Source organism: Rhodococcus sp. W8901 (assembly GCF_013348805.1).
GTDB lineage: Bacteria > Actinomycetota > Actinomycetes > Mycobacteriales > Mycobacteriaceae > Prescottella.
On sequence record NZ_CP054690.1, the window covers coordinates 310,665 to 326,953 of the forward strand.

The 16,289-nt window shown below is 65.9% G+C and carries 9 protein-coding genes and 2 rRNA genes; 8 read left to right on the forward strand and 3 right to left on the reverse strand.

Annotated features, from left to right (window positions below):
• Positions 1–12: 12 nt before the first annotated feature.
• Entirely contained in the window at positions 13–3,321 is a 3,309-nt protein-coding gene (locus tag HUN07_RS01355; RefSeq protein WP_441346793.1) for an arabinosyltransferase domain-containing protein, read from the reverse strand.
• 28 nt (positions 3,322–3,349) lie between these two features.
• On the reverse strand, positions 3,350–5,152 hold the full coding sequence (locus HUN07_RS01360; RefSeq protein ID WP_174914320.1) for a glycosyl transferase: 1,803 nt from the start codon (positions 5,150–5,152) through the stop codon (positions 3,350–3,352).
• A gap of 280 nt (positions 5,153–5,432) precedes the next feature.
• On the opposite strand from HUN07_RS01360, the gene HUN07_RS01365 reads away from it, so the two are divergent.
• Positions 5,433–5,885 (forward strand): ATPase, encoded by a 453-nt coding sequence (locus HUN07_RS01365; protein ID WP_254622729.1) that lies wholly within the window; start codon positions 5,433–5,435, stop codon positions 5,883–5,885.
• On the forward strand, positions 5,872–6,207 hold the full coding sequence (locus HUN07_RS01370; protein ID WP_174907495.1) for an ArsR/SmtB family transcription factor: 336 nt from the start codon (positions 5,872–5,874) through the stop codon (positions 6,205–6,207). The genes HUN07_RS01365 and HUN07_RS01370 overlap by 14 nt, the downstream gene beginning before the upstream one ends.
• Here HUN07_RS01370 and HUN07_RS01375 read toward each other — a convergent pair.
• Positions 6,173–6,454, reverse strand: a complete 282-nt coding sequence (locus tag HUN07_RS01375) for a helix-turn-helix domain-containing protein (protein ID WP_114724548.1) — start codon at positions 6,452–6,454, stop codon at positions 6,173–6,175. The two genes, HUN07_RS01370 and HUN07_RS01375, sit on opposite strands and share 35 nt — an antisense overlap.
• Positions 6,455–6,510: 56 nt before the next feature.
• Between HUN07_RS01375 and map the strand changes: the two genes are divergently transcribed.
• The 6 genes from map (at position 6,511) to HUN07_RS01405 (ending at position 16,265) form a co-directional block, all read left to right on the forward strand.
• Positions 6,511–7,281 (forward strand): type I methionyl aminopeptidase, encoded by a 771-nt coding sequence (gene map / locus HUN07_RS01380; RefSeq protein WP_174907497.1) that lies wholly within the window; start codon positions 6,511–6,513, stop codon positions 7,279–7,281.
• 9 nt (positions 7,282–7,290) lie between these two features.
• On the forward strand, positions 7,291–10,089 hold the full coding sequence (locus HUN07_RS01385; protein WP_174907499.1) for an FAD-binding and (Fe-S)-binding domain-containing protein: 2,799 nt from the start codon (positions 7,291–7,293) through the stop codon (positions 10,087–10,089).
• 14 nt (positions 10,090–10,103) lie between these two features.
• Positions 10,104–10,286: a hypothetical protein gene (locus tag HUN07_RS01390; RefSeq protein ID WP_114724545.1), complete on the forward strand. Its 183-nt coding sequence runs from the start codon at positions 10,104–10,106 to the stop codon at positions 10,284–10,286.
• Positions 10,287–10,291: 5 nt separating this feature from the next.
• Positions 10,292–10,786, forward strand: a complete 495-nt coding sequence (locus tag HUN07_RS01395) for a hypothetical protein (RefSeq protein WP_114724554.1) — start codon at positions 10,292–10,294, stop codon at positions 10,784–10,786.
• Positions 10,787–11,277: 491 nt separating this feature from the next.
• A 16S ribosomal RNA gene (locus tag HUN07_RS01400) occupies positions 11,278–12,794 on the forward strand.
• 338 nt (positions 12,795–13,132) lie between these two features.
• Positions 13,133–16,265 (forward strand): 23S ribosomal RNA (locus HUN07_RS01405).
• Together the 16S and 23S rRNA genes form the textbook arrangement of a ribosomal RNA operon.
• Positions 16,266–16,289 lie beyond the last annotated feature (24 nt).

Genomic DNA, 16,289 nt, shown 5'->3' on the forward strand with positions numbered 1-16,289 from the left:
TTCACAGGCAGGTCACGCGGGCGGCGTGTTGCGGATCGGACCGGGCGACCACAGCCCTGAGCGGGTCGTTTGCTCCACATCGATGTCGGCGGCCTGCGCCGACGGGACGATCGGGGTGAACCGTTCCAGGGAACCCCAGTCGCGCCGCCAGTCCTGGTCGAGATACGTCGGGATGGTCTGCGCGTTCACCAACAGATGCGTCCAGCCGAGCGGGCCGCCACCGATCGCGTCCTGCCACGCGTTGGTCGCCTGGGCGCCGACGCGGTCCGGCAGGATCCGGTACTCGGGCACCTCGGCGACGCCGTCGTGGTGGGCGAACGGTCGTTGGCAGGGGAACGCCAGGCCCACCGACCAGTCGAGCAGCACCGGGGCGGTGCTTCCGACGACGGTCTGCAGTGTCTGCATGTGCGGCACCCGCGGCGGGGTGATGGCGAGCCACTGGTCGGGTGCGAGCCCGGTGTCGGAGGCGACGAGCCGGACGGCGTTCGCCTCGGCGGGCAGCTGGTCGAGCGGCACCCGCAGGTTCCGCCACGACGGCGCCGGACCGATGTCGATCGGGGCGACGCGTCCGAGGACGTCGATGCCGCCGTCGGCGGTGCGGGTGCCGTATTCGACGTCGAGCAGCTGGCCGTCGGTGACGACGCCGTCGGGGTCGACGGAGTGGATGCGTCCGGCGGCCGCGATCGTGAGGATCGGGGCGTCGTCGCTGCGCTCGGGCAGCCCGTACCAGCCGGTGACGAGGTCGGACTTCTGCTGGACCCCGGACTGGTAGCTGCCGAGCACCGGTGTGGTCGCCGGGTCGAGGCCGAAGGGCAGGGACACGCTGCTGCCGTTGACGCCCGCGGTGGTCTCGGTGCCGCCGCCCGTGCCGGCACCGGTGCCGGTGGTGGTCTGGGTGTCGGAGTCGGTGCCGCTGTCGACGCTGTTCGCGCCTCCGGCCGCGACGTTCTCCTTGTCGGCGGTGAGGTCGCGGGCCACACCGTTCGCCGTGAAACCGGTCGATTCGGTGGCGCCGAACGCGCCCGCACCGGCGGGATCAGTGGTCGGGGACAGGAGCTTCAGCAGCGATGCGTTCGTGTCGTCCTCGACGAGGACGTAGTCGGCGAGCGCGCACGAGTCGCCGGTCACGGACTTCAGGTTGGAGTGGGCGATCGAGTACGACGGGTACTGCGCGACGGCGCCCTTGAGGAGCGAGAGCATCTCGAAGAGCACCACCGCGGCGGCGGCCAGGGTCAGCGGTGCGGGCGACCAGCGCCGGACCCGGGCGAGTCGGCCGCCGTTGCCGTTGCCGTTCGCCTCGTCCTTCCCGGACGCCCCGCGGATGTGGTACCAGGCGGCCAGCAGCAGCGCGAGGACCGTCAGGCCCAGCAGCGCGGTGGAGAAGCCCTTCCCGCCGATGGACGGCGGCTTGTCCCACCACGGCACGCCGTAGCTCGAGACGTACCACCAGCCGTTGGAGCCGGTGAACGACAGCGCCAGGATGAACAGCACGGCCGCGGCGAACAGGGTCCGGTTGCGCTTGGAGCGCAGGCTCGCGCCGGCGACCGCGACGGCGGCGAGCGCGGCGACGGAGCCGGCGAGACCCGCGTACACGCCGAAGTGGTGCGTCCACTTGGTGGGCGTGAAGCTCATCAGCAGCAGCGACGCGAAGATGATGCCGAGGATGCGGCGGGACGGCCCGACGGCGGTGCCGGGGATGCGGCCCCCGCGGCGCAGCACCATCATCACGCACACCACCAGGCACAGCAGCATGACGAAGACGCCGAAGCGGCGGGCCAGCGAGCCGTCGGGGGAGACGTTGAGCAGCGCGTCCCAGCGCAGGCGCTCGTCGAACCACGGCACGTTGGGCCCGACGGCGGTGCGGACACGGGTGGCCTCGAGGACCGACGCGAGGGTCTGGTCGGCGAACACCGCGACGAGCACGACGGTGCCGGACGCCAGGATCGGCGCGACCTGCCCGGCGATGCCGACCTTCCGGCCTCGCTTCAGGAGCGTCTGCACGATCGGCCGGGATCCGGCGATGAGGGCGGCGAGCGCGATCAGTCCGGACGGGCCGGCGGCGAGCGAGAACGCCGCGATCAGCACCGCGACGGCGGCGGGCAGCAGGCGTCCGGTGGCGATGGCGCGTTCGATCGAGCACCACGTGAGCAGTGCGCCGAGCGCGATGATCGGTTCGGGGCGCAGGCCGTTGTTGAACGGCAGCCAGAACGCCAGGAAGACCAGGCCGGCGGTCCAGATGGCGGTCGAGTTGGTGCGCACCGCGCGACCCAGTCGCGGGATCACCTCGCGGCTGATGATCAACCAGCAGAGGATCCCGGCGATCAGTGCGGGCAGTCGCATCCACATGCTCGCGGTGCTCACCTTCGTGAATAGCACCAGCACGTCGTAGTACCAGCCGAACGGCGCCTCGGGGACGCCGAACCAGCGGAAGTAGTTGGCCATGTAGCCGGCGTTCTCGGAGACGCGGGCCATGTTGAGCAGGTAGCCGTCGTCGGACGTGTTGGCGCCCACGACGTGCCACAGCAGCAGCCCGCCGATGACGACCCCGTCGATGCCGGTGAACTTCCACCAGCGTGCCGGCAGGAAGCGGCGGGCGCGGCGGCCGTCGACGCCGTCGAGGCGGTGCAGCGCCACGAGCGAGGCCAGTGTCGCGAGCACGGCGCCGATCATCGCGACCAGCTTGATCAGGGTGGGGCTCGACGAGAAGCGGGAGTCGATGTCGGCGCGGACGTCCAGGCCGGCCGGCGGGGCGCCCTGCAGGTCGGAGAAGATGCCGACCATCTGTGGCCGGACGTCGCCGTCGATGGTGGTCGCCTGTTCGTCGGGCAGGCCGGCGACGGCGGCGGTGGTGCCCTGCGGGTCGGATGTCACGACGATCTCGGTGCAGCCCTGCAGGTCGTCGACCGGCACCGACAGCAGTGCGGTGTCACGCAGGATCGCCCGCAGGCGTGCGGGTTCGGTGCTCGACGCCGCATCCACCTTGATGACGAGGCCGTCGGCTTCGGCGCGGCCCGCCTGGGGCGGCGCGGTGGCGACGAGCGCCCCGCCGCTCTCGGTCAGCTGCCCGACAGCGCTGCACGGGATGCTCACGTGCAACTGCTGCGGGGTGTACGAGACCAGCGGCGCCTCGACGCTCGTGAGGCTGCCGTTCTGCGGCCAGCTCACCGATGCCGCGTCCTGCTTCACCGGCAGGAAGGGTGTCGCGATCGCGAGGATCGCGCCCAGTAGGCCGGTGACGATGGCGACGAGACGGGCGGTCCGCACGTCCCTCGTGGTGGAGCGATCGGCGGACGAGGTCGGGGCGGTCAGGTCGTCGGGCACGGTATTCGACTCTAGGTGAGCCGCCCGGTCAGGTCAGATTCCGCACGTCCCAGGCCCAGACGCCGTCCACCCATCGTCCGTCGACGCCGAGCAGCCGGTTCACGGTGGTGAGCAGGGCCTGCTGGTTCTTGCCGGGTGGCAGCACCACGACGTCCGCGTTCCAGAACCGCAGGTCCTCGAGCGCGGTCGCGCGGGTGGTGTCGTCGATCACCGGGGCCTGCCCGGTGCTCTGGGTCTTGCCGAGGAGCAGCGCGGTCGGACGGTCGTCGGGACCGTACTTGCCCTTGTCCTCCGGTCCGGCCGGCCCGACGAAGTAGCCTCCGGCGATGGGATACCCGAAGCGCTGGCCCACCTGCCATTGCAGGGCCTTGGCGTCCTCGGGCCGCGGCAGCGGAACGGTGACGACGGATCCGTCGGAGACGTACGACCGCCACGTGCCGTCCGCGAAGAACGCCGGCGCGGGGGCGCGCTTGGCGACGTCGAGCGGGGCCGGGGCGAGGGGGAGCAGGGCGACGGCCAGCCAGCCCAGCCACAGCAGGGTCGTCGACCGCTGTCCGGTGCGTCCGGCGGCGATCGCGCGGTCGGTGCCCAGTGCCAGGAGGATCGCGATGGCGGGGATGCACCCCATCGCGAAGCGTGATTCCAGGACCGATTCGAGCAGTGGCAGTTTCGCGAACCACGACCACGGAAGCGTGATGCCGGTCTCGGTGTGTGCGACGGTCAGTTCGACGCCCATAGAAAGCACGCCCATGACGACAGCCGTCGCGGCGGCGGCGCGGGCCATCGGCAGGCGCCACAGCCACACTGCGGTCATCGCGGCGAGCAGGAGCAGCGGCCAGCCGAAGAAGGCGTTCTCCTCGGTGGCGTTCATCGACAGGCCCGCAGCCGATCCCGGACCGCCGGCGAGCGACTGGGTGGGGAAGCGGGTGAACGCGTTGACGTCGTTGCCGACCGGCCCGTGTTCGATCGAGTGGTAGCTCTGTGGTCCGAGGAACTGCCACCACAGCGGGATCGCGACGATCGCGAGTGTGACGGCGCCGGCGACGCACAGCCCCTTGAAACCGCGCCGGACGGCGGCGACCGCCTTGCCGGGATGGGATGCACCGTAAGCGATTCCGAAGATCGTGAAGGCGATCGCGTAGATCAGCAGAGGTTCCTCGCCCAGGAAGATCTGGTAGGCGACGGCCAGGCCGAGCATGACGCCGTTGCGGATCAGGCGCTCGCCGCTGCCGAGGCGGATGACCAGCAGCGCGATGAACGGCAGCAGGAACAGCGCGACGAAATTGGGGTGACCGTTGGTGTGCGAGATCATCGCCGGCGCGAAGCCGCACACGACGCCGCCCACCGCAGCCGCGAACCGGGACTGCACCACGTACCGCGACAGCACCCAGTACCAGGCGGTGGCGGTGCCGGCCAGGCCCAGCGTGAGTGCGAGCGTGAAGGTGACGGTGGGCCCGAACAGCAGCGTGACGGGGGCGAGCGGGATGCTGACGCCGAACATCGCGGTGTTGGCCATCAGGTTCACGCCGAGCGGATAGTTCTGCAGCGTGCTCGACAGTATCTTCCCGGGACTCTCGAGGTTGGCGAGCGAGTGCGCAGTGACCGCGAAGAACCACTCCCACATGGTCTGGTCCTGGCCGCTGCGGACCAGGTATCCGTCGCCGAGGTGCTTCCACTGGCGTCCGAGTACGAACACCGCGAGCGCGAGGAACGAGACGGTGGCGACGAAGTCGGCGGGCGCGATCCGGATCCGCCGGGAGCGGGTGGGAGCGACGGTTGTCTGCGCCGGGGGAGTCGGTGCGGACGAGATGTTCCCGTCTGACAGTTGCAGGGTCTCGCTCACATCGCCCCTTTCGCGTCGCTGGACGGAAGGGGCGGGGCGCCGCGCAGCCGTCAGTTGGCCGGACGCGACATTACCGCAGCTAGCTGGGTGCCACCTGTGAGAAGAAACCGTCCTGGAACACGTAGCGGGCATAGCGGACAGCGGGACCTGGGCCGGCGGAACATCCCGATCCCTCCCGGTTGATGTGCAACTTGGGGGTTGCATCGGCCCGCGCGATCTGCAACCCTGGAGTTGCAAATAAATCTGAACGACCGGAGGGATGGAACCGATGGACGAGTTGGATCGAATCGAGCGCGAGATCGCGATCGACGCCCCGGCTGCGCGAGTGTGGAAGCTCGTGAGTGAACCGGGCTGGTACATCAACGACGAGCAGATCGTGCCGCATCGCGTCGAGCGTCGCGGCGACCTGGACGTCGTCCACGATCCCGATCACGGCGCGTTCGCGTTCGCGACGATGGAACTGGACGAGCCCCGCTACGCGGCGTTCCGTTGGCTCACCGACGTCGACGCGCCGGACGGGCCGTCGACGTTGGTGGAGTTCCGGATCGAGGAGACCTCACCGACGAGCGTCGTGTTGCGGGTCGCAGAGAGCGGGTTCGCGTCGTTGCCCGAGAGTGCGGAGGAGCGGCGCAGCCGGTACGACAGCCACGTCGAAGGCTGGCGCGCCGAGATGGCCCTCGCGAAGCGTCATACGGAGGAGGCGGTCGATGCGGTCGGGTGAAGCCCTCGATCCGCCCGTCGTGTTCGCGGCCCTCGCCGACGACACCCGCTGGAGCATCCTGCTCCGGCTCGGGCGGTCGTCGGCGTCGGCGTCGGCGCTCGCGCGCGAGCTCCCGGTGTCGCGGCAGGCGATCGCGAAACATCTCGCGGTGCTGCAGGAGGTGGGACTGGTGGAGGCCGAACGTGACGGCCGGGAGGTGCGATTCGTCGCCGTCGGCGCACGGTTGAGCGAGGCGGCTCTTCAGCTCGAGCGGATCGCGACCGGCTGGGGTCGCCGACTCGAACGCATCAAGATGCACGCCGAGGCGCCCGATCCGGATTGACGGACTCGTCCCCGAGGGCTGCGGCGATGCGGTCGAGGGAGATGTCGAGGACGCGTGCGACGGCGGCGATCGTGAAGAACGCCGGCGTCGCGATGCGTCCGGTCTCGATCTTGCGCAGCGTCTCCACCGAGATGTCCGCATCCAGCGCGACCTGCACCATGCTCGCGTCGCCGCGCGCCGATCGCAGCAGCTCGCCGAGTCGCCGTCCCCGTTCCAGTTCTTCCGCCGTCAGCGGCACGCGCACCATGATGCCTATAGTAATACCGGTATAGTTATTCGCAACACCGAACAAGAGGGCGAATCATGGTCGAACTGAAGACTGCAACCGAGATCGACGCGATGAAGCGGGTGGGACGTGTCGTCGCCGACGCTCTCGCGGCGGCGCGGGCGCACGCGGGGATCGGGGTGAGTCTGCTCGATCTCGATGCGGTAGCCGCGAAGGTCATCGCCGATGCGGGCGCCGCGCCGGTGTTCCTGGACTACCACCCGAACTGGGCGCCGTTCCCGTTTCCGGGCGTGATCTGCGCGAGCATCAATGATGCTGTCGTGCACGGTATCCCGTCGGACTACCGGCTGCGTGACGGCGACCTGGTGAGCATCGACTGCGGCGCGAAACTCGACGGCTGGTGCGGTGACGCGGCGATCAGTTTCGTCGTCGGCACCGCGGCATCCGCGGACGAGGCGCTCGTCGCTGCCACCGACGAGTCGCTGCGGCGCGGTATCGCCGCCGCGCAGCCCGGAAACCGTCTCGGCGACATCGGCGCCGCGATCGGTGACTACGCCCGAGACCAGGGTTACGGCCTGCTCGCCGACCACGGTGGTCACGGCATCGGCCGGGTCATGCACGAGTCTCCGGACGTGCCCAACGAGGCCCGCGCAGGCCGAGGCATGCGCTTGCGCCCCGGCCTGGTCCTCGCGATCGAACCGATGCTCATCGCCGACGGCTCCGACGACTATCGGCACGGCGCCGACGGCTGGACCCTGCAAACGATCACCGGCGCCCGCGCCGCGCACAGCGAGCACAGCGTCGCGATCACCGACGACGGCCCGGTGGTGCTCACGGCGCAGCACTAGGCTGCACCTATGCCGGACTGGACGCCGATCTCCGACGCGCTGCGCCGCGCTGGGGTGTGGGACGTCCGCGACGACGGCACCACCCGCGCGATGTATTCGTCGGACGCCTCGCTGTACCGGGTGCCGCCCACCACCGTGGTGTTTCCGCGTGCGATCGACGAGGTCGCGACGGTGCTCGACGTGTGCCGTGCCGAGGGTGTTCCGATCACGGCGCGCGGTGCCGGGACGTCGGTCGCGGGCAACGCGGTCGGTCCGGGCGTGGTCCTCGACTTCAGCCGCCACCTGGGCCGGGTGCTCGACATCGATCCCGAGGCGCGCACCGCCGTCGTCGAACCGGGTGTCGTGCAGTCGGTGCTGCAGGGCGCGGCGGCTCCGCACGGGCTGCGATTCGGACCGGACCCGTCCACCCACAACCGCTGCACCATCGGCGGCATGATCGGCAACAATGCTTGCGGTGCACGGACTCTCGGATACGGGCGGACGTCGGACAATGTCGTCGGGCTCGAGCTCCTCACCGGCGCGGGGGAGGCGCTGTCGCTGCCGGCGGCGACCGACACCCCGCTGCTCGATCGCCTGCGTGACGTCACGCGCACCGGATTGGCCACCATCCGAACCGAATTCGGCCGCTTCGGACGCCAGGCGTCGGGGTACGGCCTCGAGCACCTGCTGCCGGAGAACGGCTTCGACGTCGTGAGGTTCCTCGTCGGCAGCGAGGGCACGCTCGGGATCGTCACGCAGGCCACCGTGCGTCTGGTGCAGGATCCGGCGCACCGGGTGCTGGTCGCGCTCGGCTACGACGACATCGCCTCCGCCGGCGACGACGCCAAGGCCGTCCTCGGTTTCCGGCCGACGGCATGCGAGGGCATCGACTCGCGCCTGGTCGACGTCGTGCGCGAACGACGCGGACCGCAGGCCGTGCCGCCGTTGCCGCGCGGGGCGGCCTGGTTGTTCGTGGAGATCGCGGGGAACACCCGCGACGACGTGCTCGATCGGGCGCGGGCGTTGACCGACGGCTGCCGCGCGATCGACGCCCTCGTCGTCGACGACCCGGCGCGGGCCGCGGCGCTGTGGCGGATCCGGGAGGACGGCGCGGGTCTGGCCGGACGCAGTCCCGCCGGCAAGCCCGCGTACGCCGGGTGGGAGGACGCCGCCGTCCCGCCCGACCGGATGGGCCCCTACCTGCGCGACTTCGAGGCCCTGCTCACCGAGTTCGGCCTCACCGGCCTGCCGTACGGGCACTTCGCCGACGGCTGCCTGCACATCCGCCTGGACCTGCCGCTGGATCGGCCGTCCGGCACCGACGTCTTCCGACGCTTCCTGGTCGCCGCCGCCGAACTGGTGGCAAGGTACGGCGGGTCGTTGTCGGGGGAGCACGGCGACGGCCGCGCGCGCAGCGAGTTGCTGCCGCTCATGTACTCGCCCGACGCGCTGCGTCTGTTCGGCGCCGTCAAACACGTCTTCGACCCCGACAGCCTCCTCAACCCGGGTGTCCTGGTGGATCCGAGTCCGGTCGACGCCGACCTGCGCGTCCCGCAGACGTCCCCGCTGCGCACGAACCTCGCCCTGGCCTACCGCAACGACGACGGCGACTTCTCCCAGGCCGTGCACCGCTGCACCGGCGTCGGGAAGTGTCGCGCCGACACCACCGGCACCGGGGGCGTGATGTGTCCCTCCTATATGGCGACGCGGGAGGAGAAGGACTCGACGCGTGGACGCGCCCGCGTCCTTCAGGAGATGGTGAACGGCAGCCTTGTCAGTAAGGGGTGGCGATCGCCGGAGGTGCACGACGCCCTCGATCTGTGTCTGTCGTGCAAGGGTTGCGCGTCCGACTGCCCGACGGGCGTCGACATGGCCTCTTACAAGTCGGAGGTCCTGCACCAGAGTTACCGGGGGCGCCTGCGTCCGGTCTCGCACTATTCGTTGGGGTGGCTGCCGCGGTGGGCCGCGCTCGCCGGCCGGGCACCTCGTCTCGTGAACGCGATGACCCGGTTGCCGGGTGTCGCGTCGGCCGCGTTGACGCTCGGGGGCGCGGACCGTCGGCGGAACATCCCGCAGTTCGCGCCCGTCTCGTTCCGACGCTGGTTCGCCGACACCGCCGCCGATCGCCGTACCACCGGTGACCCGGTGGTGCTGTTCGTCGATACCTTCACCGACCGTTTCACGCCCGAGGTCGGGATCGCGACCGTCCGCGTCCTGGAGGACGCCGGCTTCCGGCCCCGACTGACTGCGAAGAGACAGTGCTGCGGACTGACCTGGATCACGACCGGTCAGCTCGACGCCGCCAGACGGATCCTCGGCCGCACCGTCACCGCGTTGGCGGGGGAAGGGGTACCGATCGTGGGGATGGAACCGTCGTGCACGGCTGTCCTGCGGTCCGACGGCGTGGACCTGCTCGGCACCGACGAGGCGCGCCGCGTCGCCGACTCCACCGCCACCCTCGCCGAACTGCTCACCGACCGGGACGGCTGGGCGCCGCCGGACCTGTCCGGTACCGCGGTCGTCGCGCAACCGCACTGCCACCACCACGCGGTGATGGGGTGGGGCACCGACGCGGCCCTGCTGCGCCGGGCCGGTGCGCGGGTGGAGCGGCTCGGCGGGTGCTGCGGACTCGCGGGGAACTTCGGGGTGGAGCGGGGCCACCACGACGTCTCCGTCGCGATCGCCGAGCATCAGTTGTTGCCGGCGGTCGCGAGCGCCGGACGGGACGCGGTGATCCTCGCGGACGGGTATTCGTGCCGGACCCAGATCGGTGATCTGACCGACCGACGCGGGATGCACCTGGCGGAAGTCCTGCTCACCGGCGACTGAGGCACAATCCAGTCATGGTCTCCACGCCTGTCATCGTCACCATCGTCTCCGTCTGTATCGGCTTCGTCCTGTTCGTCCTCGCGGCGAGCGGCGCGCGGGGAAAGTGGGACAAGCGGCTCGTGATCGGTCTGCTCGTCACGGCCGTCCTCTGCCTGACGGCGGTGCCGCTCTCCGTCGCACTGAGCGCGGCGGTGTGACGACGATGTCGCGACCCGACGGCTGGCCCAGCGAATGGCCGACGACCGCGCGGCAGATCGCGGTCGCCACCGACATCGCCCTGACCGCCGCCCGCGCCGCCTCCGCCGACCAGCTCGGTGAGGCCGTGGAAGAACTGATCGCCCTGCCGTTCGAGCAGGTGACCCTCGTGCACGCCGGTGTCGTGCGTGCGCTGCTCGAGGATCTGCATCCCGACGGTTTCTCGGGGGACGACATCCAGGACGCGCTGACGCGGGTCGCCGGCGCGGCACTCGCCTGGCTGCCCGGGCTCGACGTCACGGCGTTGGCTGCTGTTCTCACCGGTTCGCTCGGACTCACGGAGATGAGCGACGACGCGCAACGGATCGGTCAGGCCGACTACCTGCGCAGCGCGATCCTGGTGATCGCCGATCTCCTGGCAACCGCCGACGTGCCGTCCATCGGGTACATCCGGGCCGCGATCGGGGAGATCGCACGAGCGGAGACGGTGGAGATGCCCTGACGGGGTCCCCCGGCACCGGATGTTCACGCAAAGTACGCCGTTCATGCGCTCTGACCAGGCGATTTGGCATTCGGTGACAGGTTCGCGTAACTTATTCCAGGTCAGAGCGACACGGACACCGACCCGGACCTGAGGGACTGGGAAAACGAGGTTGTACGGAGAGCGCCTGGCGAATCTGCTTCGATCGGTTCTGGTTCACGGATTTGCGTCCGGGTCCGGATCTGGTTAGGCTGGAACAGTTGCCCCGAAACGAGGAGCCTGAGGGTTTCGAGTGGTGGTGTGCGCGTGTTCTTTGAGAACTCAACAGTGTGTCGATGAATGTCAGTGCCAATTTTTTGGTACCTCGCATCCTTTTTGGGTGCGGGTTTGCTGATCGTTCCATTCTTCCGTCTGGGATGGTCAGCGCAACAGCTAGTTTGAGTTTATTTTGCTAGTGATTTGACTCGATGTCTATGACTGATTGCCGGCTTTGGCTGGCCAATCTAGAGTCTTCAACGGAGAGTTTGATCCTGGCTCAGGACGAACGCTGGCGGCGTGCTTAACACATGCAAGTCGAGCGGTAAGGCCCTTCGGGGTACACGAGCGGCGAACGGGTGAGTAACACGTGGGTGATCTGCCCTGCACTTCGGGATAAGCCTGGGAAACTGGGTCTAATACCGGATATGAGCCTCCACTGCATGGTGGGGGTTGGAAAGGTTTACTGGTGCAGGATGGGCCCGCGGCCTATCAGCTTGTTGGTGGGGTAATGGCCTACCAAGGCGACGACGGGTAGCCGGCCTGAGAGGGCGACCGGCCACACTGGGACTGAGACACGGCCCAGACTCCTACGGGAGGCAGCAGTGGGGAATATTGCACAATGGGCGAAAGCCTGATGCAGCGACGCCGCGTGAGGGATGACGGCCTTCGGGTTGTAAACCTCTTTCAGCAGGGACGAAGCGAGAGTGACGGTACCTGCAGAAGAAGCACCGGCCAACTACGTGCCAGCAGCCGCGGTAATACGTAGGGTGCGAGCGTTGTCCGGAATTACTGGGCGTAAAGAGCTCGTAGGCGGTTTGTCGCGTCGTCTCAGAAAACCAGCAGCTCAACTGCTGGCTTGCAGGCGATACGGGCAGACTTGAGTACTGCAGGGGAGACTGGAATTCCTGGTGTAGCGGTGAAATGCGCAGATATCAGGAGGAACACCGGTGGCGAAGGCGGGTCTCTGGGCAGTAACTGACGCTGAGGAGCGAAAGCGTGGGTAGCGAACAGGATTAGATACCCTGGTAGTCCACGCCGTAAACGGTGGGCGCTAGGTGTGGGTTTCCTTCCACGGGATCCGTGCCGTAGCTAACGCATTAAGCGCCCCGCCTGGGGAGTACGGCCGCAAGGCTAAAACTCAAAGGAATTGACGGGGGCCCGCACAAGCGGCGGAGCATGTGGATTAATTCGATGCAACGCGAAGAACCTTACCTGGGTTTGACATATACCGGAAAGCCGTAGAGATACGGCCCCCCTTGTGGTCGGTATACAGGTGGTGCATGGCTGTCGTCAGCTCGTGTCGTGAGATGTTGGGTTAAGTCCCGCAACGAGCGCAACCCTTGTCCTGTGTTGCCAGCGCGTAATGGCGGGGACTCGCAGGAGACTGCCGGGGTCAACTCGGAGGAAGGTGGGGACGACGTCAAGTCATCATGCCCCTTATGTCCAGGGCTTCACACATGCTACAATGGCCGGTACAGAGGGCTGCGATACCGTGAGGTGGAGCGAATCCCTTAAAGCCGGTCTCAGTTCGGATCGGGGTCTGCAACTCGACCCCGTGAAGTCGGAGTCGCTAGTAATCGCAGATCAGCAACGCTGCGGTGAATACGTTCCCGGGCCTTGTACACACCGCCCGTCACGTCATGAAAGTCGGTAACACCCGAAGCCGGTGGCCTAACCCTTGTGGAGGGAGCCGTCGAAGGTGGGATCGGCGATTGGGACGAAGTCGTAACAAGGTAGCCGTACCGGAAGGTGCGGCTGGATCACCTCCTTTCTAAGGAGCATTCTCCAGTGCAGGTGCAACACAGGTTGCTACTTGGCTGGCAGAGCCCGTTTCTGTTCCCACATGTGGAGCGGCGGGCGCTCATGGGTGGAACACTGACTACCTCATCCGCGTATCGGGTGGCCAACATGGCCGGCCGGGCGGACGATATATCGGCATACTGTTGGGTCCTGAGAGAACACGCGAGTGTTTTTCTCCAGGAAGAAACGACAAGCGGGAAACGCAGGTCAAACCGCGGTGAGGGTGTGAGCCCATGCCGGTCCGGTGTCTGCATGAGTTTCCTGGTTGTGTGTTGTTTGAGAACTGCACAGTGGACGCGAGCATCTTTGTTGTAAGTAATGAAGAGCGTACGGTGGATGCCTTGGCACCAGGAGCCGATGAAGGACGTAGGAGGCTGCGATAAGCCTCGGGGAGCTGTCAACCGAGCTGAGATCCGAGGATTTCCGAATGGGGAAACCCAGCCACAGTGATGTGTGGTTACCCGCGCCTGAATATATAGGGCGTGTGGAGGGAACGTGGGGAAGTGAAACATCTCAGTACCCACAGGAAGAGAAAACAATAGTGATTCCGTGAGTAGTGGCGAGCGAAAGCGGAAGAGGCTAAACCATGGATGTGTGATAGCCGGCGGGCGTTGCATTCGTGGGGTTGTGGGATCCATTTTGTCAATTCTGCCGGGTTGGCCAACAGTAAGAAATCATCGTGTTAGTCGAAGTGGTCTGGAACGGCCTGTCGTAGAGGGTGAGAATCCCGTAGACGAAAACATGGTGACTGTTGTAGTGGACACCCAAGTAGCAGCGGGCCCGTGAAATCTGCTGTGAATCTGTCGGGACCACCCGATAAGCCTGAATACTCCCTGGTGACCGATAGCGGACTAGTACCGTGGGGGAAAGGTGAAAAGTACCCCGGGAGGGGAGTGAAATAGTACCTGAAACCGTGCGCTTACAATCCGTCAGAGCCTTCGAACACTTCGGTGTTGGGGGTGATGGCGTGCCTTTTGAAGAATGAGCCTGCGAGTTAGCGGCATGTCGCGAGGTTAACCCGTGTGGGGTAGCCGTAGCGAAAGCGAGTCCGAATAGGGCGTCCGTAGTGGCATGTTCTAGACCCGAAGCGGAGTGATCTACCCATGGCCAGGGTGAAGCGACGGTAAGACGTCGTGGAGGCCCGAACCCACTTAGGTTGAAAACTGAGGGGATGAGCTGTGGGTAGGGGTGAAAGGCCAATCAAACTCCGTGATAGCTGGTTCTCCCCGAAATGCATTTAGGTGCAGCGTCGCGTGTTTCACTCTGGAGGTAGAGCTACTGGATGGCCGATGGGCCCCACAAGGTTACTGACGTCAGCCAAACTCCGAATGCCAGAGTGTGAGAGCGCGGCAGTGAGACTGCGGGGGATAAGCTTCGTAGTCGAGAGGGAAACAGCCCAGATCGCCGGCTAAGGCCCCTAAGCGTGTACTAAGTGGAAAAGGATGTGGGGTCGCGAAGACAACCAGGAGGTTGGCTTAGAAGCAGCCACCCTTGAAAGAGTGCGTAATAGCTCACTGGTCAAGTGATCCTGCGCCGACAATGTAGCGGGGCTCAAGTACACCGCCGAAGCCGCGGCATTCACATAACACCCATTTCCTCCTGCGGGGGGTTGTGCAGTGGTGTGGATGGGTAGGGGGAGCGTCGTGCAGCCATGGAAGCAGCGGGGTGACCTAGTTGTGGAGGCTGCACGAGTGAGAATGCAGGCATGAGTAGCGAAAGACGAGTGAGAAACTCGTCCGCCGAATGACCAAGGGTTCCTGGGCCAGGTTAATCCGCCCAGGGTGAGTCGGGACCTAAGGCGAGGCCGACAGGCGTAGTCGATGGACAACGGGTTGATATTCCCGTACCCGTGTGAACGCGCCCCTGGTGAATCAGTGATACTAACCGTCCTGAAGCGTCCTTACTTCCCTTCGGGGAACCTGGATGTGGATGCACGGGACCTGATCTGGTAGTAGCCAAGCGATGGGGTGACGCAGGAAGGTAGCTGAGCCAGTCAGTGGTAATACTGGTGTAAGCGTGTAGGGCGTGGCCTAGGCAAATCCGGGTCACATACAGCCTGAGACGTGATGCGTAGCCGATTGAGGCGAATTCAGTGATCCTATGCTGCCGAGAAAAGCCTCTAGCGAGCTTTCACACGGCCCGTACCCCAAACCGACACAGGTGGTCAGGTAGAGAATACTAAGGCGATCGAGATAACTGTGGTTAAGGAACTCGGCAAAATGCCCCCGTAACTTCGGGAGAAGGGGGGCCTCGTCTGGTGATCCAACTTGCTTGGTGAGCTGGGTGGGGCCGCAGAGACCAGAGAGAAGCGACTGTTTACTAAAAACACAGGTCCGTGCGAAGTCGTAAGACGATGTATACGGACTGACGCCTGCCCGGTGCTGGAAGGTTAAGAGGACCGGTTAGCCAGCAATGGCGAAGCTGAGAATTTAAGCCCCAGTAAACGGCGGTGGTAACTATAACCATCCTAAGGTAGCGAAATTCCTTGTCGGGTAAGTTCCGACCTGCACGAATGGCGTAACGACTTCTCTGCTGTCTCAACCACAGACTCGGCGAAATTGCATTACGAGTAAAGATGCTCGTTACGCGCGGCAGGACGAAAAGACCCCGGGACCTTCACTATAGCTTGGTATTGGTGTTCGGTTCGGTTTGTGTAGGATAGGTGGGAGACTGTGAAGCGGGCACGCCAGTGTTCGTGGAGTCGTTGTTGAAATACCACTCTGATCGTATTGGACATCTAACCTCGGACCATGATCTGGTTCAGGGACAGTGCCTGGTGGGTAGTTTAACTGGGGCGGTTGCCTCCCAAAATGTAACGGAGGCGCCCAAAGGTTCCCTCAGCCTGGTTGGCAATCAGGTGTTGAGTGCAAGTGCACAAGGGAGCTTGACTGTGAGACTGACAGGTCGAGCAGGGACGAAAGTCGGGACTAGTGATCCGGCACCGGCAAGTGGAAGCGGTGTCGCTCAACGGATAAAAGGTACCCCGGGGATAACAGGCTGATCTTCCCCAAGAGTCCATATCGACGGGATGGTTTGGCACCTCGATGTCGGCTCGTCGCATCCTGGGGCTGGAGTAGGTCCCAAGGGTTGGGCTGTTCGCCCATTAAAGCGGCACGCGAGCTGGGTTTAGAACGTCGTGAGACAGTTCGGTCTCTATCCGCCGCGCGCGTTAGAAACTTGAGGAAGGCTGTCCCTAGTACGAGAGGACCGGGACGGACGAACCTCTGGTGTGCCAGTTGTTCCGCCAGGAGCACTGCTGGTTAGCTACGTTCGGAAGGGATAACCGCTGAAAGCATCTAAGCGGGAAGCCTGTTCCAAGATGAGGTTTCTCACCCCCTCGAGGGGGTAAGGCCCCCGGCAGACCACCGGGTTGATAGGCCAGAACTGGAAGCACGGTAACGTGTGGAGGTGACTGGTACTAATAGGCCGAGGACTTACCACAAAGAAGCTACGCGTCCACTGTGCG

Excerpts from the sequence above, each read along its gene's own strand:
- HUN07_RS01395 (WP_114724554.1), top strand. The coding sequence starts at position 10,292 with ATGTCGCGACCCGACGGCTGGCCCAGCGAATGGCCGACGACCGCGCGG.
- HUN07_RS01365 (WP_254622729.1), top strand. The coding sequence starts at position 5,433 with ATGGACGAGTTGGATCGAATCGAGCGCGAGATCGCGATCGACGCCCCG.
- HUN07_RS01370 (WP_174907495.1), top strand. The coding sequence starts at position 5,872 with ATGCGGTCGGGTGAAGCCCTCGATCCGCCCGTCGTGTTCGCGGCCCTC.
- HUN07_RS01385 (WP_174907499.1), top strand. The coding sequence starts at position 7,291 with ATGCCGGACTGGACGCCGATCTCCGACGCGCTGCGCCGCGCTGGGGTG.
- HUN07_RS01375 (WP_114724548.1), bottom strand. The coding sequence starts at position 6,454 with ATGGTGCGCGTGCCGCTGACGGCGGAAGAACTGGAACGGGGACGGCGA.
- HUN07_RS01390 (WP_114724545.1), top strand. The coding sequence starts at position 10,104 with ATGGTCTCCACGCCTGTCATCGTCACCATCGTCTCCGTCTGTATCGGC.
- map (WP_174907497.1), top strand. The coding sequence starts at position 6,511 with ATGGTCGAACTGAAGACTGCAACCGAGATCGACGCGATGAAGCGGGTG.